Annotated in this window: 22 protein-coding genes; 7 read left to right on the forward strand and 15 right to left on the reverse strand. The window is 58.9% G+C overall.

Annotated elements, in window-relative coordinates; genetic code table 11:
* Nucleotides 1-30 precede the first annotated feature (30 nt).
* A complete protein-coding gene (locus ACQY5P_RS04985; RefSeq protein ID WP_428409743.1) occupies nt 31-861 on the forward strand; it encodes a sterol desaturase family protein in 831 nt (276 codons plus the stop codon).
* Here the strand turns inward: ACQY5P_RS04985 and ACQY5P_RS04990 are convergent, their stop codons facing one another.
* The 3 genes from ACQY5P_RS04990 to dusA all read right to left on the reverse strand — a co-directional run bounded on the left by ACQY5P_RS04990 (nt 862) and on the right by dusA (nt 3,744).
* Nucleotides 862-1,839: a beta-ketoacyl-ACP synthase III gene (locus ACQY5P_RS04990; protein ID WP_428409744.1), complete on the reverse strand. Its 978-nt coding sequence runs from the start codon at nt 1,837-1,839 to the stop codon at nt 862-864.
* A 97-nt stretch (nt 1,840-1,936) separates the two neighbouring features.
* Nucleotides 1,937-2,764, reverse strand: a complete 828-nt coding sequence (locus tag ACQY5P_RS04995; protein WP_428409745.1) for a sulfite exporter TauE/SafE family protein — start codon at nt 2,762-2,764, stop codon at nt 1,937-1,939.
* Entirely contained in the window at nt 2,764-3,744 is a 981-nt protein-coding gene (gene dusA / locus ACQY5P_RS05000; RefSeq protein ID WP_428409746.1) for a tRNA dihydrouridine(20/20a) synthase DusA, read from the reverse strand. Before dusA ends, ACQY5P_RS04995 begins: the two co-directional genes overlap by 1 nt.
* A 205-nt stretch (nt 3,745-3,949) precedes the next feature.
* On the opposite strand from dusA, the gene ACQY5P_RS05005 reads away from it, so the two are divergent.
* Nucleotides 3,950-4,072, forward strand: a complete 123-nt coding sequence (locus ACQY5P_RS05005; RefSeq protein ID WP_428409747.1) for a hypothetical protein — start codon at nt 3,950-3,952, stop codon at nt 4,070-4,072.
* A 123-nt stretch (nt 4,073-4,195) separates the two neighbouring features.
* Here the strand turns inward: ACQY5P_RS05005 and ACQY5P_RS05010 are convergent, their stop codons facing one another.
* From ACQY5P_RS05010 to ACQY5P_RS05065, 12 genes are all read right to left on the reverse strand, one after another.
* Nucleotides 4,196-4,885 carry a glutathione S-transferase family protein gene (locus ACQY5P_RS05010; RefSeq protein WP_428409748.1) on the reverse strand — a complete coding sequence of 230 codons (690 nt, stop codon included), beginning with the start codon at nt 4,883-4,885 and terminating at the stop codon, nt 4,196-4,198.
* Entirely contained in the window at nt 4,882-5,364 is a 483-nt protein-coding gene (locus ACQY5P_RS05015) for a cupin domain-containing protein (RefSeq protein ID WP_428409749.1), read from the reverse strand. Before ACQY5P_RS05015 ends, ACQY5P_RS05010 begins: the two co-directional genes overlap by 4 nt.
* The gene (locus ACQY5P_RS05020) at nt 5,361-6,335 is read right to left on the reverse strand and encodes a fumarylacetoacetate hydrolase family protein (protein ID WP_428409750.1); all 975 of its coding nucleotides are present in this window, start codon (nt 6,333-6,335) and stop codon (nt 5,361-5,363) included. The genes ACQY5P_RS05015 and ACQY5P_RS05020 overlap by 4 nt, the downstream gene beginning before the upstream one ends.
* Entirely contained in the window at nt 6,332-7,297 is a 966-nt protein-coding gene (locus ACQY5P_RS05025; protein WP_428409751.1) for an NAD-dependent epimerase/dehydratase family protein, read from the reverse strand. The genes ACQY5P_RS05020 and ACQY5P_RS05025 overlap by 4 nt, the downstream gene beginning before the upstream one ends.
* A 16-nt stretch (nt 7,298-7,313) precedes the next feature.
* Entirely contained in the window at nt 7,314-8,339 is a 1,026-nt protein-coding gene (locus ACQY5P_RS05030) for a Rieske 2Fe-2S domain-containing protein (protein WP_428409752.1), read from the reverse strand.
* 10 nt (nt 8,340-8,349) lie between these two features.
* Nucleotides 8,350-9,129, reverse strand: a complete 780-nt coding sequence (locus ACQY5P_RS05035) for a cyclase family protein (protein ID WP_428409753.1) — start codon at nt 9,127-9,129, stop codon at nt 8,350-8,352.
* Between the two features lie 19 nt (nt 9,130-9,148).
* A complete protein-coding gene (locus ACQY5P_RS05040; RefSeq protein ID WP_428409754.1) occupies nt 9,149-9,613 on the reverse strand; it encodes a hypothetical protein in 465 nt (154 codons plus the stop codon).
* Nucleotides 9,610-9,930 (reverse strand): DUF2218 domain-containing protein, encoded by a 321-nt coding sequence (locus tag ACQY5P_RS05045; RefSeq protein WP_428409755.1) that lies wholly within the window; start codon nt 9,928-9,930, stop codon nt 9,610-9,612. The genes ACQY5P_RS05040 and ACQY5P_RS05045 overlap by 4 nt, the downstream gene beginning before the upstream one ends.
* Nucleotides 9,927-11,084: an alpha/beta hydrolase family protein gene (locus ACQY5P_RS05050; RefSeq protein ID WP_428409756.1), complete on the reverse strand. Its 1,158-nt coding sequence runs from the start codon at nt 11,082-11,084 to the stop codon at nt 9,927-9,929. Before ACQY5P_RS05050 ends, ACQY5P_RS05045 begins: the two co-directional genes overlap by 4 nt.
* A 3-nt stretch (nt 11,085-11,087) precedes the next feature.
* Nucleotides 11,088-11,990 (reverse strand): VOC family protein, encoded by a 903-nt coding sequence (locus ACQY5P_RS05055; protein ID WP_428409757.1) that lies wholly within the window; start codon nt 11,988-11,990, stop codon nt 11,088-11,090.
* 36 nt (nt 11,991-12,026) lie between these two features.
* Nucleotides 12,027-13,136: an FAD-dependent oxidoreductase gene (locus ACQY5P_RS05060; protein WP_428409758.1), complete on the reverse strand. Its 1,110-nt coding sequence runs from the start codon at nt 13,134-13,136 to the stop codon at nt 12,027-12,029.
* 108 nt (nt 13,137-13,244) lie between these two features.
* Nucleotides 13,245-14,165, reverse strand: coding sequence for a LysR family transcriptional regulator (locus ACQY5P_RS05065; protein ID WP_428409759.1), 921 nt, complete (start codon nt 14,163-14,165; stop codon nt 13,245-13,247).
* Between the two features lie 108 nt (nt 14,166-14,273).
* On the opposite strand from ACQY5P_RS05065, the gene ACQY5P_RS05070 reads away from it, so the two are divergent.
* The 5 genes from ACQY5P_RS05070 (at nt 14,274) to ACQY5P_RS05090 (ending at nt 22,078) form a co-directional block, all read left to right on the forward strand.
* Nucleotides 14,274-16,808: a TonB-dependent receptor gene (locus ACQY5P_RS05070; protein ID WP_428409760.1), complete on the forward strand. Its 2,535-nt coding sequence runs from the start codon at nt 14,274-14,276 to the stop codon at nt 16,806-16,808.
* Nucleotides 16,809-16,879: 71 nt separating this feature from the next.
* Nucleotides 16,880-17,152: a hypothetical protein gene (locus tag ACQY5P_RS05075; protein WP_428409761.1), complete on the forward strand. Its 273-nt coding sequence runs from the start codon at nt 16,880-16,882 to the stop codon at nt 17,150-17,152.
* Nucleotides 17,153-17,161: 9 nt separating this feature from the next.
* A complete protein-coding gene (locus ACQY5P_RS05080; RefSeq protein ID WP_428409762.1) occupies nt 17,162-18,136 on the forward strand; it encodes an MBL fold metallo-hydrolase in 975 nt (324 codons plus the stop codon).
* 520 nt (nt 18,137-18,656) lie between these two features.
* Nucleotides 18,657-19,430 carry an IclR family transcriptional regulator gene (locus tag ACQY5P_RS05085; protein ID WP_428409763.1) on the forward strand — a complete coding sequence of 258 codons (774 nt, stop codon included), beginning with the start codon at nt 18,657-18,659 and terminating at the stop codon, nt 19,428-19,430.
* Nucleotides 19,431-19,582: 152 nt separating this feature from the next.
* A complete protein-coding gene (locus ACQY5P_RS05090) occupies nt 19,583-22,078 on the forward strand; it encodes a TonB-dependent receptor (RefSeq protein WP_428409764.1) in 2,496 nt (831 codons plus the stop codon).
* Nucleotides 22,079-22,080 lie beyond the last annotated feature (2 nt).

The raw sequence follows: 22,080 nt of genomic DNA on the forward strand, positions 1-22,080 counted from the left end.
AATCAGAAATGCAGCAGGGAGAGACGCCTCATGAAACCGGAAATGCTGGTCATTCTCGGCATTTTCGCGACCTTTGCGCTGCTTGAGGTCGTGTTCACGGGGTTTTTCCGAAAACCGAACCAGACCCGTCAGGACGTCATCGTCGAAGTGGTTTCAACGCTGAGCCTGATCCTTGTGACGCAACCGCTGGCGCTGCTCGGCGGCGCCACAGTCGCCGCGCTGATAGCGCCGAGCGCCGAAGGCGCGCTTGCCAATATTCCCGTCATCGCCGGGATCGGCCTTTTCCTGATCTTCGACGACATGATGCAATATTGGTGGCATCGCGCGTCGCACAGCTTTCCGTGGCTCTACAATCTGCACCGTCCGCATCACAATGGCGAATATCTTTCCATCCGCGTCGTTTATCGCAACAACCTGTTTTATTACCTGTTGATGCCCGGCCTGTGGTTTTCCGGCGCGCTCATCTATCTCGGCCTGGGCTGGATTTATGCGGGCTACATTATCGTCAAAATGGCTGTCATCTACGGCGCGCATTCCGACGTGCGCTGGGATGAACCGCTTTACAAAATTAAATGGCTCTCCCCCGCGCTGTGGGTCGTCGAGCGTCTGATCTCCACGCCGGCGACCCATAGCGCACATCATGGCAAACATCAGGCCGACGGGGTGACGAACTATAAAGGCAATTACGGAAACCTCTTGTTCTTCTGGGACGTGCTGTTCGGCACGGCGAAGATCACGCGGCGCTACCCGGAAGAGTTCGGCGTCGAAAATCTTCCCGAAACCACCGCGTCCGAGCAATTGCTGTGGCCGCTGGTGCGCACGAAAGCGGAGAAAGAGCCGGCGGCGGCTCCGGCGGAGTAGTCAATACCGCGCCAGCGCCGAACCCCAGGCGAGACCGCCGCCAAGCGCCGCAAACACCAGCAATTGACCGCGCTGAATGCGCCCGTCGCGAATCCCTGCGTCGAGAGCCAGCGGGATCGATGCCGACGACGTGTTGGCGTGCTTGTCGATGGTGACGATCACCTTGCTCTCGTCGAGTTCCAGCCTTTTGCCGCAGGATTCGATGATCCGGATATTCGCCTGATGCGGCACGAACCAGTCAATTTCGTGACGGCTCACCTTCGCGCGCTCCGTCACTTCAAAGACGGCGTTTGAAATCTGTTCGACGGCGTTGCGGAAGACTTCCTTGCCGTTCATGCGCACCTTGCCCACAGTGCCCGTCGATGACGGTCCGCCATCGGCGTAAAGATGTTTCGCCAGCCTGCCGTCCGAGGAGAGATAGGTCGCAAGGATGCCCCGCGGGCGTCGCGATGTCTGCGGCTCCTCGCCCGACAAGACCACCGCCCCGGCGCCGTCGCCGAAAAGAACGCATGTCGCCCGGTCTTCCCAGTCTAGAAAACAGGAGAGTTTCTCTGCGCCGATGACGAGCGCATGTTTCACTTGTCCGGTCCTGATGAAATCGTGGGCGATGTTCATCGCATAAAGAAATCCGGCGCAGGCCGCGGAAATGTCGAAGGCGACGCCCGGGGGCGCGCCGATCTTGTCCTGCACATAGACGGCGGTCGACGGAAATGTTTTGTCCGGCGTCACCGTGGCGACGATGATGAGGCCGATGTCACGGGGCTTCAGTCCCGCCTGATCGAGCGCGGCCCAGGCGGCCGCCGTCGCAAGATCCGAAGACGCCTCGTCCTCCGCCGCGAAATGGCGCTGAGCGATGCCGGACCGGCTGCGGATCCACTCGTCGGAGGTGTCCACGATTTTGGCAAGATCGTCATTGGTGACGACTTTTTTCGGCAAATAGGATCCAACGCCCGAAATAATCGTTTCCATTGCCGCCATCGCTCTTCCCCAAGGCCGTTTCACAACACCTTAAGCCCATGTCGCGGCCATGACGACAACAAATTCGCCGCACTGCACAATTTTTAAGATAAGCGGTTCAGCCGGTGAAGACGTCGATGGCGAGCGCCCCCGCGGCGAAGAGAACGTAAAGCCCGAAGCCCTTTGACAGCAGACCTGCGTCAAGCTGATGCGCAGCCTTTGCGCCCCAGGGCGCGGCGAGACCCGCCATCAGCGCCATCACCGCGAAGGCTGGCCCGTTCACATAACCGAGAGATCCGGGCGGCAAACCTTGCGCGACGAGTCCCGACAGGATGAAGCCGATGACCCCGGGGGCGGCCACGGCGACGCCGAAACCGGCGGAAGTCGCAATCGCCTGGTGCATGGTGCGCCCGGCGAGCGTCATCACCATCACGCCCATGGCGCCGCCGCCAATGCCCATAAGACTGGAAAAGAACCCTGTGCCGAAGCCAAGGGGAATTTTCATGCGGCGGCGGTTGAGGTTGATAGTCTTTGGGTGGCCTTTGTCTTTCGCAAACAGCCGCCGGTAGGCGACGTAAAACGCCCCGCCCGCGAAAATGACGGTAAGAAGCTCCGCCGGCGCCCAATGGGCGAGCATGCCCCCCGCGCCTGCCCCGCCGGCGATCCACGGACCCCAGTGACGCAACATTTCGCCGTCCACATGGCCGGCCCGATGATGGGTCGCGAGGGACCGCACCGAGGTGACGATGATAACCGCAAGCGACGTGCCGATCGCCGTCTTCAAACTTGGGCCTTCTTCGTAGCCGAGGAGATGAAAAATCGCATAGAGCGCCGGCGTTGTGATGACCCCGCCGCCAATGCCGAACAGCCCGCCCGCAAAACCGGAAGCGAATCCCGCCGCAAGGAGCGCAGCAATCAGCACCCAGTGCTCGGCGAGGACACTCATCAGGCGGGCTCGCGCGAACGCATTTTTTCGAGGGCGTCGTCAAGAATAGTCGCGCGCGCGTTGCTCGCATTTTCCGAAAGGAAACGCCGCCACGCCCTTGCACCCGGCGCGCCGTGGTAGAGCCCCAGCATATGCCGCGTGATGGAGTGGGGCCGGACGCCTTTTTCAAACGCGCGTTTTACATAGTCCGACATGGCGATGACCACATCTTCTCGCGACGGCGCGGCCGCGGCTCCGTCGAATATGTCTTCATCCACGGAGGCGAGCAGATATGGCGCGCCATAGGCGGCCCGGCCCAGCATCACCCCGTCGAAATCCGGCAGAAGCGCCGCCGCATCGGCGATGCTTTCGATGCCGCCATTCAAGACGACCGTCAGCTCCGGCCGGTCGCGCTTCAACCGACGCACCAGATCGTAATCGAGCGGAGGGATGGTGCGGTTCTCCTTCGGCGACAGCCCTTTCAGCCAAGCTTTGCGGGCATGCACGATGAAGGTCATGCAGCCCGCCGCCGAGACTTTCTCAACAAAACCGAAAAGACTTTCCTCCGGGTCCTGATCGTCGACGCCGATGCGGCATTTCACCGTCACCGGAATATCGACCGCCGCCTTCATCGCCGCCACGCACTCGGCGACAAGCTCCGGCTCCTTCATCAGGCACGCCCCGAACGCGCCGGACTGCACCCGGTCCGACGGGCAGCCCACATTGAGGTTGATCTCGTCATAGCCGAAATCTTCGCCGATCTTCGACGCCTCGGCGAGTTTTTCAGGTTCGCTTCCGCCAAGCTGCAGGGCGACAGGATGTTCGCTCTCATCGAAGCCCAGAAGATAGTCTCGGTCGCCATGGACCGCAGCCTCCGCCGTAATCATCTCCGTATAGAGGCGCGCGCGGCGCGACATCAGCCGGTGGAAATAACGGCAATGCCGGTCGGTGCCGTCCATCATCGGCGCCACGCAGAATCTATGTGTTTGATTTTTCTGCATTTTCCTTTTGAAATCAACGAACTAAGCAAGGCCGTGCGCATGTGGAGATGCACAAATCCGCACGCGTTTGTAGCTGTTTTCCCGGCGCAGTACACATGGAGCGCACACGAAATTGGCGGCGTCAGGAAACTCTCTTCGGGAAATTAGTCTGTCCAGATACGCCGAAAAGGCTGCTACGCCTCCGAGACGTGTCAAGAACGCGCGGATGTTGAGAGCTGAACCCTCGAAATGGTGCGCCGGGCTGACCGAAGCGATCATTCTCGACGACGCCATCGACGCCATCGTCAGCGACCATGATCCCTCGGGGCGAAGCTCGCCAATTCTATGACGAAAGCCACCCTGCGCTTTTGCGCCTGGCGACATCGCGCATGAACGCTCTTTCACCCGCGAGCTGCGCAACGACCTGACCGTGCCAAGATTGACGCAGTGGCAATAGCCGCATTTAAGGACTTTAAGGCTTTGCAGAAACGCCTGGCGGCGTGAAGACAAGTCCCTCGGCCTCCAATTGCGCTGTCATCTCATCTTCCCGTGCAACAGCGCGAAGGACCGAGGGACGCTCTTCCATCCGCCCTGCATGATCGCAGAAGCAGGGATATTCTTTCACCGGAAACTCCGCGCCTTCGACCCGCCAGAAGACCCAGTACAAATAAGCGTCCATGGCGCTCCAGGTCTCGCCATACCACCATGGGCGGTTTGCAAGCCGTTGCTCAACAAGCTGGAAATATTCGCGCATGGCATCGCAGCCCGCTTTCCAGACAGCCTGTGCGTTCTCCGGGCCGGCGAAAAACTGCGGCATCCTTATGCGCGTCACTAGCGGGTGCAGCGTCGCAGAGCAGAAGCAGAGATCCGCTGTGATCTCCGCGTCTTCCGCCAAAGTCGATGTCTTCGGCAGGAGCGTCTTTTCAGGAAACCGCGCCGCCAGATATCGGATGATCGCGACATTCTCTGTCAGCACAGCCCCATCGATTTCCAGCGCCGGAACCTTTCCCTTCGGGTTCTTTTCCTTGAACGCGGGCGATTTGTGCTCGCCCTTCAAAAACCGGATGACCCGCGTCTCGAAAGCAAGTCCTGCTTCTTCCAGCACAATCGTACTGACGCGCCCGCATGTGCCCGGCGCAGAATAGAGAATTATGTCCGTCATGGCTTAACCTCCGGCAAAGGCTTTCCTTCATGCAAGTATGGAAACGCCTCGGTGAGAATGAAGGCGATCCGGCAGGGCTCGTCGCCGACGGCGCGCCACAAATGCATCGTGCCGCGCTGAATGCAGATATCGCCCGCGCGCAGCACGGTTTTTTCGCCGCTGTCGAGTTCGAGTTCGACCGCCCCCGTCAGAACGACGCCGTAATCGATGCTGTTGGTGCGGTGCATCGGCGAAACGCCGCCGGGCAGCATGTCGACAATACGGATCACGGACCCCTTGTGAAGGGTGAGGCCGGCGTCGCGTTCGCGCCCGTCCGTTTCGTCATTATTGTCCGCCGGAACCGCCGCCGTGGTCCAGACAAGCGCGAATGCGGCGTCCCCGGAAGGAATGACGTTCGGCTCGAATACGCCATCGGAGCGAATGACCGCTTCGCCGTCGCTGTTATGGCCCGTGACGACTCGTCTGACGGCGCCGGTCACGAAATTTCCCTTTTGACGGCCCGCTGATCAATGGCGCCGAATACGGAACGGCCGTCGCCATCCAACGCTTCCATACGGACGCGTTCGCCGAACTTCATAAAGCCCGTTTCGGGCTTGCCGACATCGACAATCTCAATGCCCCGGCGTTCCGCGATGCATGACGAACCGATCTCCCGGTAATTTGCATTTGAAACAGTGCCCGATCCGATAATCGTCCCCGCGCATAAATCGCGTGTCGCGGCGGCGTGCGCCACGAGCTCGTGAAAGCCGACGCTCATGGCCTCGCCATTGGCGGCGCCGAAGCGCTTGCCGTTCCAGTCGACAAGAAGGTCGAGGCAGACGCGCCCGTTTTTCCAGGCGTCGCCAAGCTCATCCGGCGTCACCGCGAATGGCGCGACGGAACAGGCGGGCTTCGCCTGTATCCATCCGAAGCCGGTGCGCATCTCAGGCCCCGCCAGCCGACGCAAAGACCAGTCGTTGATCAGGACGACCAGCTTGATATGCCTGAGCGCATCGGTGGCAGACACGCCCATGGGCGTCTCATCGATGATAACGCCGAACTCGCCCTCGAAATCGATATCCAGATCATCGCTTGGAAACTCTACGTCATCAGCCGGACCGAGAAAGACATGCGACATCCCCTGATACATCAGCGGCTTTTCCGGCGCGAGAGCCTCATGGCCGATGGCTTTTTGCATCAATTCGCCATGGCTGTTGAACGCCGAGCCGTCGAGCCATTGCCAGGCGCGCGGCAGCGGCGCACAAAAGTCCAGAGCAGAGGCCGGATTGCCCGCTCCCTTGTTCAGTTCCTCCGCCATCGAATGCAGCACCGGCGATGCATCCGCCCAGTGGTCCATAGCGGATTGAAAAGTGGGCCATTGTTCGGGAGCGTTTTGAAAACGAGCGTTGTCACTCGAAAGAACAATAAGGCGGCCGTCGCGGCCCTCGGCGCGAATTGTTGCTAGTTTCATGATGCAGCCTTCTGCGTTTCAATGTCGGTGAATACATTTCTGACAAGGGTTTTGAGATCGCCGTCGTCGCGGAAGCCGAGCGACCGCGCCTTCTTCGTGATCAGCGGCGGGTAGCGCCCGAAGATGCGTTCCACGGCCGCGGCGGGCGCGTATGAGATGAGGTCTTCGTCCTGCCCGGCATGATTCAGGATCGCCTTGACCAAAGCCGCCATCTCGCACCGCAACGCCGGGAGCGCCAGAGCGCGATTGTCGGGCATTGCGGCGCTGTCTGCCTCAAGCGCATGCAGGATGTTTTCGACCGTGCGTGATCGCGACAACAGCCATGTCGTCGCCTGCGCCGAAACCGGCGACACGAACCGCTCGCCGCTTCCGAGCGCGTGGAAGAGGTCGCTCCAGAAAGCCGATGTCATGCCCGACGGCGCGCGCGGACGCGCAACGATTCCCGGCAGGCGCAGCGAAACCGCGTCGATCGCGCCGCGCCGCGTCAGCGCCGCCAGCCAGACCTCAGCCATCGCCTTATGCGCGCCGTACAGCAATTCGGGCGCAACCGGCGTCTCGTCGTCAACAGCCTCGACATTATGAGTTGTGTAAACGGCGATGCTGCTGGCGAACACAAAACGCGGCGGGCTCGCCTGGTCTGAGACACGCTCCGCAAGCGCCATGGTTGCATCGAGATTGATGCGTTTTGCCGCTGATGGGTCTTTTTCAGCGGCCCCGCTCGGCAAGGTCGCGAGATGGATGACGGCGCCGAACTTCTCCGAACAGAGCGCAGAGGGCAAAGATTCATCGGAAATGTCGCCTTCCTGATAAAGGACGCCGCCGTCGAAACCGGTCGGCCGCGGCTTGGCGTCCGTCGCCGTCACGGCAATCCCGTTCTGTGAGGCAAGCGCCGTGACGACAGCTTCGCCGATAAATCCTGCGGCGCCCGTCACGAGAATATTTTTGCGACTCGCTTCTCTCACAGATCGGCGCCCCTTCTTATTGTTGTTGCGCGCTTAACAACGCCGCAATTTTTCGCCGCGCGCGAAGGCCGCCTGCATCGACGCCCAAGGACAAAGGCGGCTGGCTCCAGAAATCTGCGCCGTCGAGATTAAGATAAGCCGCTTCGATGATCGGCTTGTCTTCTGCGATGAAAGCCTGCTCCAGAAGGCCGCGCACCATCTTGTCGATTTCCTCGTCAGCAACCGGCATAGGCCGGGACGACGCCCAGAAATAATGGGTCGTTGTCTCGGTCTCGGGGGTCAGAATATGCGCCTGTTGAACGATGCACCCCTCTTCACGCGGGCGTCCCGCTGGAGTCGCGCCGATCTCAAGCTGCATCGTCGCAGGCGCGTTCCAGCGCATATCGAGCCAGTGATCGGTTTTCATATCCGGCGGATAGACGCCGCGCGTGTGCCCCGGCGCATCCACATCCGGCATCCACCAGTTCGAGTGCAGCGTATTCTCTTTCTCCGTAACCGAATGCTCGCCGGCGAAGATGACGCCATTGCCCGCGAATGACCCCTTGTGAACGAACTCGATGTGACTGAGGTCCATTAGATTGTCCGTGCCGAATTCGTAATTCGCGGCCATAGGCATATAGCCGGTCAGCGGCGGCGCGCCCCGGTTGAGCATGGAAAAATCCGGGATCGCTGTTTCGTCGCAGGCGTCATTGTCGCCGTTCCACAACCAGACGATGCCGTCGCGCTCCGCCACCAGCCACGATTTCACCAAGGCGTTTCTCGGAATACGCTCCGAAAACGGGTTGCGTACGCACGCGCCCGCCGCATTAAAGGTCAGTCCATGATACGGGCAGCGGATTTGATCGCCATCGCGCTCGCCCATGCTCAAGGGCGCAAAGCGGTGCGGGCAGCGGTCGGTGAGCGCCGCCACATCGCCTTTGCCGGTTCTGAATAAAACGATAGGCGCGCCAAAAAAGCGTCGCGCCAGCATCGTCTCGCCGACTTCGGCGCTCCAGGCGGCCATGTACCACTGATTGCGAAGAAACGTTGATCCTTGCGTCATCACCGCTTCCTTATTCGTCGAAGATGGCGACGGCGCGCGTCCAGCCCGCCGACCCGCCCTTCACTTTGTGCGGAAAGCACGAGACCGTATAGCCGAAGGGCGGCAGCGCTTCGAGATTGTGCAGCTTTTCGAGGTGACAATAGCCGATGTCGCGGCCGGCCTTGTGCCCTTCCCAGATCAGCGACTTGTCGCCGGTCTCCGCGACCTTTTTCGCCGTGTAGCTGAACGGCGCATCCCATGACCAGGCGTCAGTGCCGGTGAGGCGGACGCCGCGCTCAAGCAGATAAATTGTTGCTTCGTAGCCCATGCCGCAGCCGATATTGACGAAGTTTGGATCGCCCAGAGCTTTCCCTGCGCGCGTATTCACGAGAACGATGTCATAGGGCTGCAATTTGTAGCCGATGCGGGCGAGTTCTTCCTCCACATCCTTGCCCGTGACAACATAACCGTCCTCGAAGTGACGAAAATCGAGCTTGACGCCGGGACGGAAGCACCAGTCGAGCGGCACTTCGTCGATGGTCATCGCGGGTTTTCCGCCGTCCATGGTCGGGTGGAAGTGCCATGGCGCGTCGAGATGCGTCCCGTTGTGGGTCGATAGCGTCACGAATTCCGCGGCGGCGAACCCTTCTCCGCCCGGAAACTCATCGGCGCCGACGCCCGGAAAAAACGTATTCGCTTCCTGCACCGTCTCCTCGTGTTTTTGATAAGTGATCTTTGGCCGCATGAAGGGTGGGTCGGTGACGACATCATTTTCGAGATAAATGGAAAGGTCGACAAATCTTCTCGGCAAGGTTGCCTCCTATGCGGCCTCAATGGGACGCCATCATCGCCGCACGAAGCCCGATTGGCGTGACGACGGCGGCAAGCGCGCCTCCGAACGATAACTTGACGGCCAGCGCGACAAACCAATTCATCGCCGCAAGACCGCTAACAAAGAAAAGGCCGGCGAAGAGCGTTACGGAAGCGACAGCCGCAGCAGCCGCAATCAACAGGGCGCGCAAGGGAAGCGCCTTCGGCAACTTCGAGCGTCCTTCAATACTCTGCAACTTTCCCTGTCGAAGCTTGCTTGCGGTCATTGCGCCTGGAACAAGCGTCGCCATCAGGGCGATCATAAAAGCCTGCGGCGCAAAATCGAAAACGAATTTGCCCTGCCCCCAGATTTCCACTGGGCCCGAAGCGCCAAACACGATAACAAAGAAAACGAATGTGATCGCGACGCTGATGACAACCGCTATGAGCGTCTCACGCCGGATATAAGCCTCCGTCGCGATCATGCCGGCCTCCAATCGAAGGTCAGCGGCGCCTCACGAAAAGCGAAACGGTCAAGATGTCTCGCGACAGCGCCCTTCAACCCTTCCAGTTGCTCCGCCGCCGTCGCGTATATCCTGCATTCAAGTCCTTCGTCGTTCGCCGTGAAGGTCGTTACTGCATCGCCCGGCCAGGAGGCGCCCCGCGCATCCCGTGGAAAAACGACTGTGCCGCGAGATTTATCGAACGTCACATCAAGATTGTGCGACCAGTGCTTACAAAGCTGCTGCAGATACTTGCTAGCATTCTCCGTCTTCACGAACGCGAATGCAGAAACCGTCACGCTGTCTGTCCTCCAAGCGTTTCGGCGAACCAGTCGGCGATGTAGTCGCAGCCGAAACTCATATTGTCAGCCCCGACATGTTCGACGCCGCCTTCGCGCGGCGTGAAAATCTTCAACTCCCGCTTCGATGCATTCACGAGCTGGTCGTAGCTTTGATAGGCGTAATCCAGCGAAATCTGACGGTCCTTTTCGCCATGAGTCACAAGGAATGGGACCTTGATGCGCTCCATGACGCCGTTGAGATTCATGTCAGCCGACTTCGCATGAAAATCGTCCATGTCTTGCGCGCCGAACACCCACATCACATGGCTCCAGTAATGAGGGACTGGGTTTTCACCTTCGCGTTTCAGACGCTTCTGCTGCACCTCCGCCCAATTGTGGTTGGCGCCCCAACAGGCGCCCGCCGCGAAGCGCGGCTCGAAGGCGACGGCGCGCGGCGCGAAATGGCCGCCCAGGGAAATTCCGGTCATGCCGATGCGAGCCGGATCCACGTCCGGTTGCGTTTCAAGCCAGTCGACAGCCTTCGACGCCCAGCGCTCCGAATAAGGGGTCGCGGGAAGCCCCTGCAGGCGCAAGGTTTCGCCTGTGCCGGGCTGGTCCACGCAAAGGCAAGAGACGCCGCGACGCGCCAGCGCCTGCGGCAGACTCGACCAGAAGAGCAGCTCCTTCGAACTGTCGAGCCCATTGCAATAAACGACGCAAGGGCGCGGCCCCTCACCTTCTCCCCGCACATAGAGCGCCGGCATGACGCCGTCTTCCAGCGCAATCTCGACCCGCTCGCAATTCTCGTTCGAAAAACGGATGCATTTTCTGAAAGCCTCCTGCGCCTTGGCGAAGGTCTCCGCGCGGCCCGGATGGCCATGGCCCTGCATGCGTTCGGCGGTGAAGAGATAAAGCGCGGCTCGTTTCAGTTTCGCCGCCGCCGAGAACAGGCGTCCCTTCTCTTCATCTTCGGCGGCGAGCCCGATCAGCTTGTCCGCCATCTTCACCCACTGCTCCATAAACTGAAGCGTGCCGGCGTCCTCCCCATTGTTCGCGGCTTCCTTGATCGGCGCGCACATATCGACGATTTCGCCGATCTTGCCGCCGCTCTCGAGCGAAATCGCCAGCGACAGGTTCCAAACGTAATTCGGGAAATATTCGAACAGCGCCATGTTCTAGACCCCGGCTGGCTGGAATAGTCCGGGATCGGGACGCGGGTCCGGCATGGTCTTCGGCCCGCCAACGCCGACGCCCCATTGGTCCATGATGGTCTCGGTCGGCTTGTGAACTTTCGCCTCCCAGGTTTCTTCGTCCACCTTTTCAAGCTCCGACGTGTATTCGACGGTGAAACCGTTCGGGGTCACGAAATAGCTGAACGTGTTGTTGCCGGCCGTGTGGCGGCCAGGTCCCCAGCGAATGTCGTGGCCGCCGGCCTTCACCCGGCTGATCCCGCGCATCATGTCGTCAAGGGTCGGCATGTCATAGGCGACGTGATTGAGACAGGGCGGGCCTGGCAAGACCGCCACGCGGTGATGCCATTCATTGCAGCGCAGAAAGCACATGAAATCCCCGAGCCAATCGGACACGCGGAAGCCCAGCACGTCGGTGAAAAATTTCACAAGCTCATGATGCTTCGGCGAATGCAGCACCACATGGCTGATTTTCTCCGGCACCGCGTCCCAGCGATTGAGCGGCTGAACTTCTCGCTGCTCTACATCTGCGGAAATTTCAAAGGGCAGTCCATCGGGCGAGAAAAAACGGAAACCGTAGCCGCCGCCTGGGCCGTCTAATTTCGCCGGCGATGACACGACTTTGCAGCCTGCATCCGCAACTTTTCGGGCGAGCGCGTCGACCGCCTCGCGGCTTTCCGCAGCGAAAGCGATGACGTCGATGCGGTCATCGTCATTGGCGCGCAGGCGCACCACATGATGCTCCGGCGCGCCCGACGCAGCGAAATAGACAAGGCCGTCTTCCGCCGCGATTTCATTGAGCTTCCAAATGTCCCGGTAAAAGGCCCGTTCAGCTTCAAGATCCTTTACCGCATATCCGACATATCGAATATCAGTGATAGCGTTCATGACTTATCCTTTGTTGTCTTTTGACGCGTTTCGCCGCTAAATCGGCTGCGCCGTCAGCTCAAACATTTGCTGCGTCGCCGCCGCATTGTTTACGAGTGGCCCTTTCCCAAGCTGCCCCATGCAGATCGACACCGACATGTCGACGATCGCCTTGCAGCGTTCGTAACGTCGTGCGCGATAGGCTGCAAAAGCCGCTTCGGCATCGCCCGGGTGCGACGCAAGCTCTTCCGCAAGCACCACGGCGTCCTCGATGGCCATGCCTGCGCCTTGTCCGAGATGCGGGGTCGTGCCGTGAACCGCGTCGCCGATCAGGACGATGCGGCCCTTATGCCAGTCCCCTTCGACGAAATGCCATTCAAGAGGCTTGTAAACGACGCCTTCGTCGTCTGTGATCAGGTTGGCGAGCAGACGAATCTGCGGCGCCGCCTGCTCAAGCTTGGCGCGCATCTTTTCAGCAAGACCTTTGCGCTCGTAGCGCGGGTTTCCCGGCTCTGGCGTCGTCACATACATATACATGAGGTCTTTGGAAAGCGGCACAAGACCGACGCCCATGGGCCCTTCATAAGCCTGAAGGCAATCGAGTCCCTCAGCCCGCGGAAAGTTGTAGCGCCACACAGACTGGCCCGTGAATTCAGGCTCCTTAGCCTCTGGAAATTTCATTCGCCGGGTCTGCGAATACAGTCCGTCGGCGCCCACGACAACATCGTAACGCGCGCTTGCACCGTCTGAAAATTCAACATCGACGCCATCGCCATTCTGGTTCATCGTTTCGACAATCACGCCGAGCCGTATTTTGGCGCCGGCCTTTGTTGCGTTGTCGCCCAGCACCTTGTGCAGCTGCGGGCGGCCGATGCCTAAATTCGACGGGTACCCCTCAGCGAGTTTCGGGGTGGGAAACCGCGCGACACGCTCGCCGTCGGGCTTGTAGATTTCCACTGCATCGAAACCGACGCCCGCGTCGAGATAATCGTCGAGAATGCCTAGCCCCGCGACGGCGCGCACCACATTCGCCTGCTGGATGATGCCGACGCCGTAAACCGACCAGTCGGGATCCTTTTCGATGACATCCACCGAAAAACCCTTGCGACAAAGCGCAATTGCTGCGGTGAGACCGCCAATGCCGCCGCCGATAACGAGTATCTTCACCCTTGTCTCCCTGACGCGTCCATTTGCCTGAAGCCGGACGTCTTACCTGGGACCAAGGATAAGTAGAAATTTTCTATCTGGAAAACTTATTATACTTATGGGTTTCCATCATCTTTTTTTATCGTCCATCACGGCGTGCTTTTTGACGAGATCGATGAGCCATCGCAGGCCGGGATCCTTCTCTCTTGTAGAGTGGTATTGGATCATCTCCTGCATTTTAGGAAACGGAAACGGCATTTCGGAGATCGCAATGTCCAACCGTTCGGCGAAGAGCAAGGCGAGCCGCCGTTGCATCACCGTCAATCGCATGGAATTGACAACCATTTCAGGGGCCACGAGAAACGATGAGACGTTCATGTCGATGCGGCGCGCGCGCGGCATATCCTGCAGGTGAAATTCCGCAAATGAAGTGCGTCTCACCCGCCCTAATTCGACCGCGACATGCCCGGCCTTGAAAAAGTCATCCTGCGTCAGCTTTCGCCGCCGAAAGGCCGGATTCTTCGCCCACCCCACCACGACATAATCTTCCTCGAACAAAGGCTCTGTCGGATGGTCCGATGACAGCATGTATTCCGGCGAGATGATGAGATCCAAAAAGCCCTGATCGAGTGTTGAGGACATGGAATCAGACGGTTGTACCGTCTCGATACGAATGGCCGGAGCGGTTTGCTCTATTTCTTGCGTCACGCCCGGAAACAGCACGGCGAGCAGATAATCCGAGGTTCCGATCCGGAAACGCCGATCGGATTTCGACGGATCGAATTGTGATGATTCGGAGATCAGCACGTCGAGGTCGCGAAGCACCTCCTTCAATCTTGGACGGATGCGAATGGCGTGCGCCGTCGGGATCATCTTCTTGCCGTGCAGTTGCAGGATCGGATCGGAAAAATACTCCCGGATCCGCGTCAGCGCCGCGCTCATCGCCGGCTGGCTGATATTCATGCGCTCCGCCGCCCGGGAAACGCTCTGCTCGTCGAGCAGAACATCCAGCGCCAGAAGAAGATTGAGATCGAGGCCCTTGAACCGCATGAACCTATCATAACGATTGATGATTTTTGATCAATATAAACAATTTCTCTTATTCGACAGAGTGTCGCATTGTCCTCCCAACAAAAAGAGCAATTTCGGGAGGGAACAGTGCGGAATTCAACAGCGCTCTATCTATCCGCCGCGTCTGCGGCGCTTGCCATTTTTACCGCGCCCGCGCGCGCGCAAGATGAAACGAGCCAGCGCGGGCTCGACACCATCGTCGTCACGGCGCAGAAAACCGAGGAATCGCTCCAAGACGCAGCAATTCCCATAAACGCGGCGACAGGCGAAGAACTTCGGCAGGTCGGCGTGCTTGACGCTTCGTCGTTAAACAAGGTTGCGCCTGCGCTTTATGTGACGAGCACCGGCGGCGCCAATGTGGGCTATTTCGTTCGCGGCGTCGGCAACTTCGCGAATAACGGTTTCACAAACCCGGCGATCGCCTTCAATATCGACGGCGTCTATATTGGCCGCCCCTCCTCCACCATCGCATCCTTTCTGGATTTAGACCGCGTAGAGGTGCTGAAAGGTCCACAAGGCACGCTCTACGGTCGCAACTCCACCGGCGGCGCCATCAACGTCATTCCCAACAAACCGGTCCTGGGAGAGACGAGCGGAGGCATATCCGTAGGTTACGGAAATTATGATGCGGTCGAAGCGACAGGCTACGGCAACATCCCCATCTCTGACAATGTCGCTGCGCGGTTTGCCGGAACCTATACAAAACATGACGGCTATTTCGATGACGGCACGTCATCGGCGGAAGAGATAGCGCTTCGCGGACAGGTCTACATCGAAGTAAACGACTCCATCAATGCGAGGCTGTCGGGCGACTATGCGAAATCACAGGGAACCGGGCCAGGTCTCCATATCGACGGGATTTACGGATTCGCGCCTTTCAACCCCGGCTTTGAAGTGCCCAATCGGGTTTTTCTTCCCCTTAATGCGCCGGACTTTTCGGGCCTTCACATTCCCTCGACGCTGGAGTTCATTGCGGATAACGCAACGACAGCGCCCGGTTTTCAGCCCGTTGAAGGGTTTATCTATCCCGACCGGAACGACACCTACTGGGGCGTCAACGCCGAAGTGAATTTCGATCTCGGCTTCGCCGACCTGGTCGTCATCCCCGCCTACCGGTTTTCGGAACTGGACAATCAGTTGAACGGTCCCCCGTTCAAGGCGGCGATCGTACAGGATGAGGCCGAGCAATTCAGCTTTGAAGCGCGGCTTTCCGGCGATATTGGCAAGCTGGACTGGATCCTCGGCGGTTATTATTTCGATGAGACCGTCAAGGGCGTAAACACATTCAATCAGTTTGCCGTTGGCAACAATAACGATTTTGACAGCAAAACTGAATCGCTCGCCTTCTTTGCGAGAAGCACCTTCAATGTGACAGACAAGTTTAGAATTGTCGGCGGCATTCGGTATACGGATGAATCTCGTACGTTCTCCAACATCGGACAGTCTTTCACAATCGTTTGCCTTGACGAGCCTCCCGCCGGGCCGCCAAGCTGTCCCGACATTCCGTCCATGCCTGCAGAGCTTACGCTTGCCGAACAGCTAGCGGCTTTTCCGGCCGGCTCATTGGCGGTTCCGGCCCAGGCGATTCTCGCCCAGGTCGCTGCAAACCCGGTTGGCGTGCCTGTCGTGAGCCCGCTCGGCCCGTTCGACATTATTACGACGCCGGGCGGCCCGGTCGCTGTTCCCGGCGCACTCTTTATCGTCACGCCAAACGACCTGATCGGTCTCGAAGGCGGCGATGAGGAAGTCACCTATCGCGCCGCCCTCGAATACGACCTGACGGACGACAATCTTGTTTATGCAAGCTTCGAAAACGGTTTTCGCGCCGGCGGCTTCAATACGGCGTTTGGACTTGAATCTTATGCGCCGGAATTCATCGATGCTTACACGATCGGGGCGAAGAATCGCTTTTTCGACAATACGCTCGAGATCAATATCGAGGGTTTCTATTGGGAGTATGAGGACCAGCAGCTCGCAGCCCTGACCGTCGACGCGCGAGGTAACAATGCCTTTGCAACCAGAAACGTCGGCGAATCCAGCGTCAAGGGCGTAGAAGTCGATTTCCAGTTCGCGGCTACCGAGTCAACGCTTATCAGGGGCGGTGTCCAGTATCTCGACGCGACCTATGATAACTTCCAGTTTAATCAGGTGGATCTTTCGGACGATACGGATCCGCCGAACTTCCTGACGCCGGTCACGGGTTGCGATTTCACGCAGGTGATCAACCCTGCGCCGCCCCCCGGCACGGCGTCCCGAAGCTTCGATATCGATTGCTCGGGCAAAGAAGCGCTCTACTCGCCTGACTGGACCGTAAGCCTTGGCCTCAATCAGACCCTGGACCTTGGCCAATTTACCCTCACCGGGACCTTCGATGCGCGGTATCGCAGCGAACGCGTCATCGGTTTTCAATATCTTCCCACACAATATGAAGATGGTGTGATTACCGCCGACGCTTCTCTGACCTTGATGCCGAAAAACGGCGTTTGGCGCGTCACCGGATATATGCGCAACATGACCAACGCCTTTGTTCGATCCATCGCGCAGGTCGGCTCGGGAGACATCGCCGCGGCGTCAGTTGAACCGCCGCGCACCTACGGCGTGCGTATCAGCGCTGATTTCTAAATGTAAAAAGGCGGCGCCCATTAGGCTCCGCCTTTTTCAATCTTTCGCAACACGCAACATCGGGAAAGCACATGCAAAAAACACTCCTAGCGCTCGTGAGCCTCGCGGCTTTCATCTCGCCGGCGTCCGCCGGCGACTTCATATCCGCGTGCATCGACGGCGCGCCTGAGTCCGTTAGCGCCTCAGACGCTGCGGGGTATTGCGCATGCCTCGCCGATGAAACCGAGGGCGCTGATGATATTCGCGCCGAGCTTGAAGCGTCCTGGCCGGTGACGGATATCGAAAGCTGGGTCGCAGACCTTTCAGCGGAGGCTGGGAACGCAGCGGCGGCGTGCCAGCCCTAGGAGGCGATCATGTTGGCAGTGCGCAGCGCTATAGCCGCATGCCTCGCTGTTGGGTTTCTTGTTGTCCCTCAGTCATCAGCAGCGGAGGAAAACGGCGGCGGCTTTGTGACCCTCGGAACACAAGGCGGTCCTCTTCCCAGCGCTCTGCGATCGCAACCAGCGAATGCGCTGGTTCTAGAAGACGGCGTTTATCTGGTTGACACAGGCGACGGCGCAGCGGGGCGTCTGGCGGCGGCAGGCATTCCCTTGCAGCGGCTCAAAGGCGTTTTCATCAGCCATCTGCATTTCGATCACACGGGCGGTCTCGCGGCGATTCTCGGTCTCCGTTTCCAGTTAAACGCGCCAGGCGTGCTGACGGTCTACGGTCCGCCGGGAACGGCTGAGCTGGTGGCCGGGCTCGTCGCCTCGATGAAACCGGGCGCCGAAGCAGGCTATGGAGTTCCAGACGAACAAAAGCCAGACCCAGCGGCGATGGTGTCGGTTGTTGAGATCCGCGACGGCGCACGGATCGAGCTTGGCGGCTTGACGGTTACCGCCGCGGAAAACACGCATTACAGTTTTCCGGAAGGAAGCTCACTAGATCAACGATTCGACTCCCTGTCTTTCCGGTTTGATACAGCCGAGCGGGCCATCGTCTATACGGGCGACTCCGGTCCGAGCGAGAATCTGGAAAAACTCGCAAAAGGCGCCGACCTTCTCGTCTCGGAAATGATCGACCTTGACGCCACAATCGACGCCGTAAAGCGCGCCAACCCGAATATGCCGGAAAAGGCGCTGGCGGACATGGCGCATCATTTGTCCGACCATCATCTTACGCCTCACCAGGTCGGACAATTAGCGAGCCGCGCCGGCGTCAAACATCTCGTCGTCACGCACCTCGCAACAGGCGCCACAGGAAGTTTCGACACCGCGCAATACATCGCCGCGATCGCGAGTAAGTTTGACGGTAAAGTCACCATCGCCGAGGACCTTGATCGGTTCTGACCGCAGCGCGCTTGAAAGCACGCGGCAAGATACGCTCGAGATGGCGGCGCCCGTCCGTGACGCCAAGATCGTGAGCGGTCAGTTCCCGGTATAGCCATCAGTAACGGGGTCGCGGACCCGCAACTCACATACAACTCTGCGATAGCAGATCGCAGGCGCCGCTCGACGGCTTCGCGTTCCGTCGATGAAGGCCGTCACCGGCGGGCCGTCATCCATCACATGCCCGAGATTATAGCCCCTAGCCGAGCGATGCTGACCGGCCGGCGGCGCCGCACTGGCAAAGCGGCGGCGGGCGAACAGTCGAACCCGCTCACGATTGGCGCTACTTAAAGAACGGCGTCTTTTGATATTTTTTCATGATGTGAATGCGGAAATACGATCGGATGACGGGCGCGAACTTCCGCCAAACCGTTCGCGCGTGCTAAGGCGAGACGCGATCGATACAAGGTGAGCTTGAGCGCGTGGAACGCCCGCATTAAAGGCAGCTCAATCTTTTAAACCTTCAGGCTGGTGAATAGGGATGCAACATATTGAAACCAAAGGCTCCGTCGTCCGGTCTATCGCCGTCCTGAAAATCCTGGCGCGACGGCAGAGTGGCGTGAAACTGAAGGACCTCGCCAGTGAACTCGGACTTCCTTCTAGCTCAGTTCATCGTCTTTTGCAGGTGTTGGTGCAGGAAGGCTTAGTGGAGCGCGGCGACGGCCAGTTGTACCGGGCGGGAGCCGGTTTGTATCATCTCGCCTGGGTCGTGCGTTCGCAGTTCGATCTTGCGCATTTGAGCCGCCCTTTCCTTCAGCGTTTGTGGCGCGCATGGGACGAAACCGCGGTTCTCGCCGCCTACAATCCCGCGAGCCGCAAAGCGACCGTTGTTGACGCAATTCTCACTTCCCATCCCTTGAGACATGCTATCGACGCAGGCATGGAAATCGAGCTTCCATGGGGATCTCTGGGCAAATGTATTCTTGCTTTTCTTCCTGATGACGAGGTACGCGCCGTCATAGCGACGGCGTCCGTCGGCCCGTTAAGCGGTTTGCCCTTGCCGCCGAGAAAACTCATTTTGCCGGAACTCGAAAAAATCCGGCGCGACAAATGCGCCGTTTATTTCGACCCTAATAATGACGTGGCCGGAGTATCTGCGCCAATTTTCCTGAGGCGCGAAGAAATTGTCGGGTCCATCGGCGTTACGATGCCGTCCGTCCGGCGCAACCGGCATGACTTTGATGAGATGGCCGCCGCCGTTCGTCAGGCCGCACTGGAACTTACAGAACTGATCGAATTTTCCTCCAAAAGCTGAGCAAATTTAGGTCGCAATAATTCCGTATAACGGAATTCTTTATTCCGCTATACGAACTTTCTTGAATCGTTGATTTATCAACATATGATTGCGCGGAATCGCCCGGAAAGAGGCGACAGAACCTTCGCAACGAATATTCAAGGGGAAACGTCGTGAACAAAATTGCATTCAAAAAGAGAATTTCGTCCGCCGCATCGCTGTTTGCGCTGTCGGCAGGACTTAGCCTTGTGGGAAACGCTTCGCTCGCACAGGAAGACGATGTGGCGGCTAACCGGTCAGGCGCCGACACCATCATCGTCACCGCTCAGTTTCGTGAGCAGAACCTCCAGGAGACGCCGCTTTCTATCACTGCGCTCAATGCGGATATGATTGACGCACGCGGCTATCAGGACCTTTCCGATGTAGGACAAACCGCGCCGAACGTAACCTTGCGCCCTGCCGCAGCGACCTATGGCCCGGCGGTTGTCGCCTATATTCGCGGCGTCGGCCAGCGCGATTCAACCTTCGCGCTTGAGCCAGGCGTCGGGATTTATATCGATGATGTTTATTTTCCGACCTTGCACGGATCATTGATCGAGCTGATTGACCTCGACCGCGTAGAAATTTTGCGCGGACCGCAAGGCACGCTCGCCGGCCAGAACTCCATCGGCGGCGCTATTCGTCTCTACTCTAAAAAGCCGAAGGGCGACGATGGCGGTTTTGCACAGCTGACTTATGGCAGCTACGACAGGCTGGAACTGCGCGCGGCGCAAAGCTTCACCATTATCCCTGATGAATTGTTCGTGCGGTTCTCAGGCACCGGCGCGCGCAGCGACGGGTTCATCAAGCGTTACGATTATGCCTGCACCCATCCCGGAACAGCTATTCCAAGCGTTCTCCCGACAACCGACGACTGCCAGATCGGCACCGAAGGCGGCAAAAGCTATCTCGCAGGCCGGGTAGCGTTGCGCTGGGAGCCCACAGACCGCATATCCGCAGACATTGTCGCCGATATCACTGAAGACAACAGCGAAGTCGGGCCCTCCACTCTCCTGTTTGTAGGCCAGGGCTCAAACCCCGGCACGACGGTCGCCGGATCTGGCGGCGCCCCCGCCTATTTCCTGAACGGCGTGCCCTTTGGGACAGCGGCAGGGTCGCAGTTTATCTCCTACTCGCCGTATGGCGACTTCGCTTTGGATACGTTCAGCGACAGTCCTTATATCAGCTATGAGAACTACACTGATATAGCGCCGCGCGACGGCAGCGCCCCGTGGCAGGCTCCGCTGGAGGCGTCGAACGACAGCTGGGGCATCTCCGCCAACATCCAGATCGAACTCACAGACTGGCTGAACGTCATCTCAATCACCGGTTATCGTGAATTCGACGGCACCTATTCCTCGGGCGATGGCTCGCCGCTCACCCCGACCGTTCAATCCAACCGCGTCTTCAACGAGCAGTTCAGCCAGGAAATCCGTTTCAATGCGAATATCAATGATTTCCTGAACCTTACTGTCGGCGGTTTCTATTTCGACAAGAAAAGCGAGAACTTCTCGCGCGTCACTTTGGTGCCCTTTAACTTCATCGAGGCGAACACCATCCCGGCGGAAACGCTGGCCGTCTTCGCCAACGCTGATTTTGCAGTAACCGACCGGCTGAACGCCATCTTCGGCATACGCTATACGGACCAGGAGAAGACCTTTGAATACGGCCGTTTGGGCGTCCCGGGTTCCGATGCGGCTCTGAACGGTTCAGCCAACCCTATCCTTATGACGCCGGGCGTCGATGGCGGCGTGCCGTGGCAACTCGCTTCCTTGAACGGCCTTGTGGGCGAGTTCAAGGGCGACCGCGTCGACTACCGCGGCGTCTTGCAATATCAATGGACAGACGCGTTCATGACCTACGCCCAGTATTCGACGGGCTTTAAAGGCGGCGGCATCAATCCGCGGCCTTTCTTTCCGGCGCAAGCGCTGCCGCATGGACCGGAAACCCTTGATGCTTATGAAATCGGCTTCAAGAGCAGCTTCCTGGACAACCGGGTCACCCTCAATGCGGCCGCGTTCCTGAACAAATACGACGACATCCTTGTCACCGTCGCCAACTGTCCGCTGCCGGGGGCGCCGCCGGCGCCTTGCGCGCTGCCGCTCAACGCCGGCGAAGCCACGGTGAAAGGTTTTGAGGCCGAGCTCGCCTTGCGGCCGGCTGAGGGGCTTATGATCGACGCTTCGCTTGCGACGTTGGATTTCGAATATGACTCGATCTCCGCCGAAGCGGCCAATTCCGGCATTGGCCTGGAAGATGACGGTCAATATATTCAGGACATTCAGTGGAGCATCGGGGCGCAGTATGACTTTTACGTCCCGAATTTCGGCACGATCACGCCGCGCGTCGATATCAGCTACGAAGATGACTATAATCGCAACGCCGATAATGTGGATGCGGCAACCGGCGGCGAGGACATTTTCGGACATATCGACTCGCGAACGCTGGTCAATGCACGACTGACCTATCTCGATCCCAGCGAGACCTGGCGGGTTTCTCTCGAAGCGAAAAACCTGACAGACGAACTCTATTATACTGACATTTTCGACAATCGAGGTTCGACTAACTCGATTCAGGGGCGTCCGGGAATGCCCCGCACCTTCGCCGTGACGGTGCGCCGGAATTTCTAGCC

This window comes from Hyphococcus sp. (genome assembly GCF_965267305.1).
Classification (GTDB): domain Bacteria; phylum Pseudomonadota; class Alphaproteobacteria; order Caulobacterales; family Parvularculaceae; genus Hyphococcus.

What these genes read in the sequence shown, in the direction of transcription:
- ACQY5P_RS04990 (WP_428409744.1), bottom strand. Translation starts at nt 1,839, where the DNA reads ATGGCGGCAATGGAAACGATTATTTCGGGCGTTGGATCCTATTTGCCG.
- ACQY5P_RS05050 (WP_428409756.1), bottom strand. Translation starts at nt 11,084, where the DNA reads ATGGCGCTGTTCGAATATTTCCCGAATTACGTTTGGAACCTGTCGCTG.
- dusA (WP_428409746.1), bottom strand. Translation starts at nt 3,744, where the DNA reads ATGCAGAAAAATCAAACACATAGATTCTGCGTGGCGCCGATGATGGAC.
- ACQY5P_RS04995 (WP_428409745.1), bottom strand. Translation starts at nt 2,764, where the DNA reads ATGAGTGTCCTCGCCGAGCACTGGGTGCTGATTGCTGCGCTCCTTGCG.
- ACQY5P_RS05080 (WP_428409762.1), top strand. Translation starts at nt 17,162, where the DNA reads ATGTTGGCAGTGCGCAGCGCTATAGCCGCATGCCTCGCTGTTGGGTTT.
- ACQY5P_RS05065 (WP_428409759.1), bottom strand. Translation starts at nt 14,165, where the DNA reads ATGCGGTTCAAGGGCCTCGATCTCAATCTTCTTCTGGCGCTGGATGTT.
- ACQY5P_RS05040 (WP_428409754.1), bottom strand. Translation starts at nt 9,613, where the DNA reads ATGATCGCGACGGAGGCTTATATCCGGCGTGAGACGCTCATAGCGGTT.
- ACQY5P_RS05030 (WP_428409752.1), bottom strand. Translation starts at nt 8,339, where the DNA reads ATGACGCAAGGATCAACGTTTCTTCGCAATCAGTGGTACATGGCCGCC.
- ACQY5P_RS05005 (WP_428409747.1), top strand. Translation starts at nt 3,950, where the DNA reads ATGTTGAGAGCTGAACCCTCGAAATGGTGCGCCGGGCTGACCGAAGCG.
- ACQY5P_RS05055 (WP_428409757.1), bottom strand. Translation starts at nt 11,990, where the DNA reads ATGAACGCTATCACTGATATTCGATATGTCGGATATGCGGTAAAGGAT.
- ACQY5P_RS05010 (WP_428409748.1), bottom strand. Translation starts at nt 4,885, where the DNA reads ATGACGGACATAATTCTCTATTCTGCGCCGGGCACATGCGGGCGCGTC.
- ACQY5P_RS04985 (WP_428409743.1), top strand. Translation starts at nt 31, where the DNA reads ATGAAACCGGAAATGCTGGTCATTCTCGGCATTTTCGCGACCTTTGCG.
- ACQY5P_RS05075 (WP_428409761.1), top strand. Translation starts at nt 16,880, where the DNA reads ATGCAAAAAACACTCCTAGCGCTCGTGAGCCTCGCGGCTTTCATCTCG.
- ACQY5P_RS05085 (WP_428409763.1), top strand. Translation starts at nt 18,657, where the DNA reads ATGCAACATATTGAAACCAAAGGCTCCGTCGTCCGGTCTATCGCCGTC.
- ACQY5P_RS05020 (WP_428409750.1), bottom strand. Translation starts at nt 6,335, where the DNA reads ATGAAACTAGCAACAATTCGCGCCGAGGGCCGCGACGGCCGCCTTATT.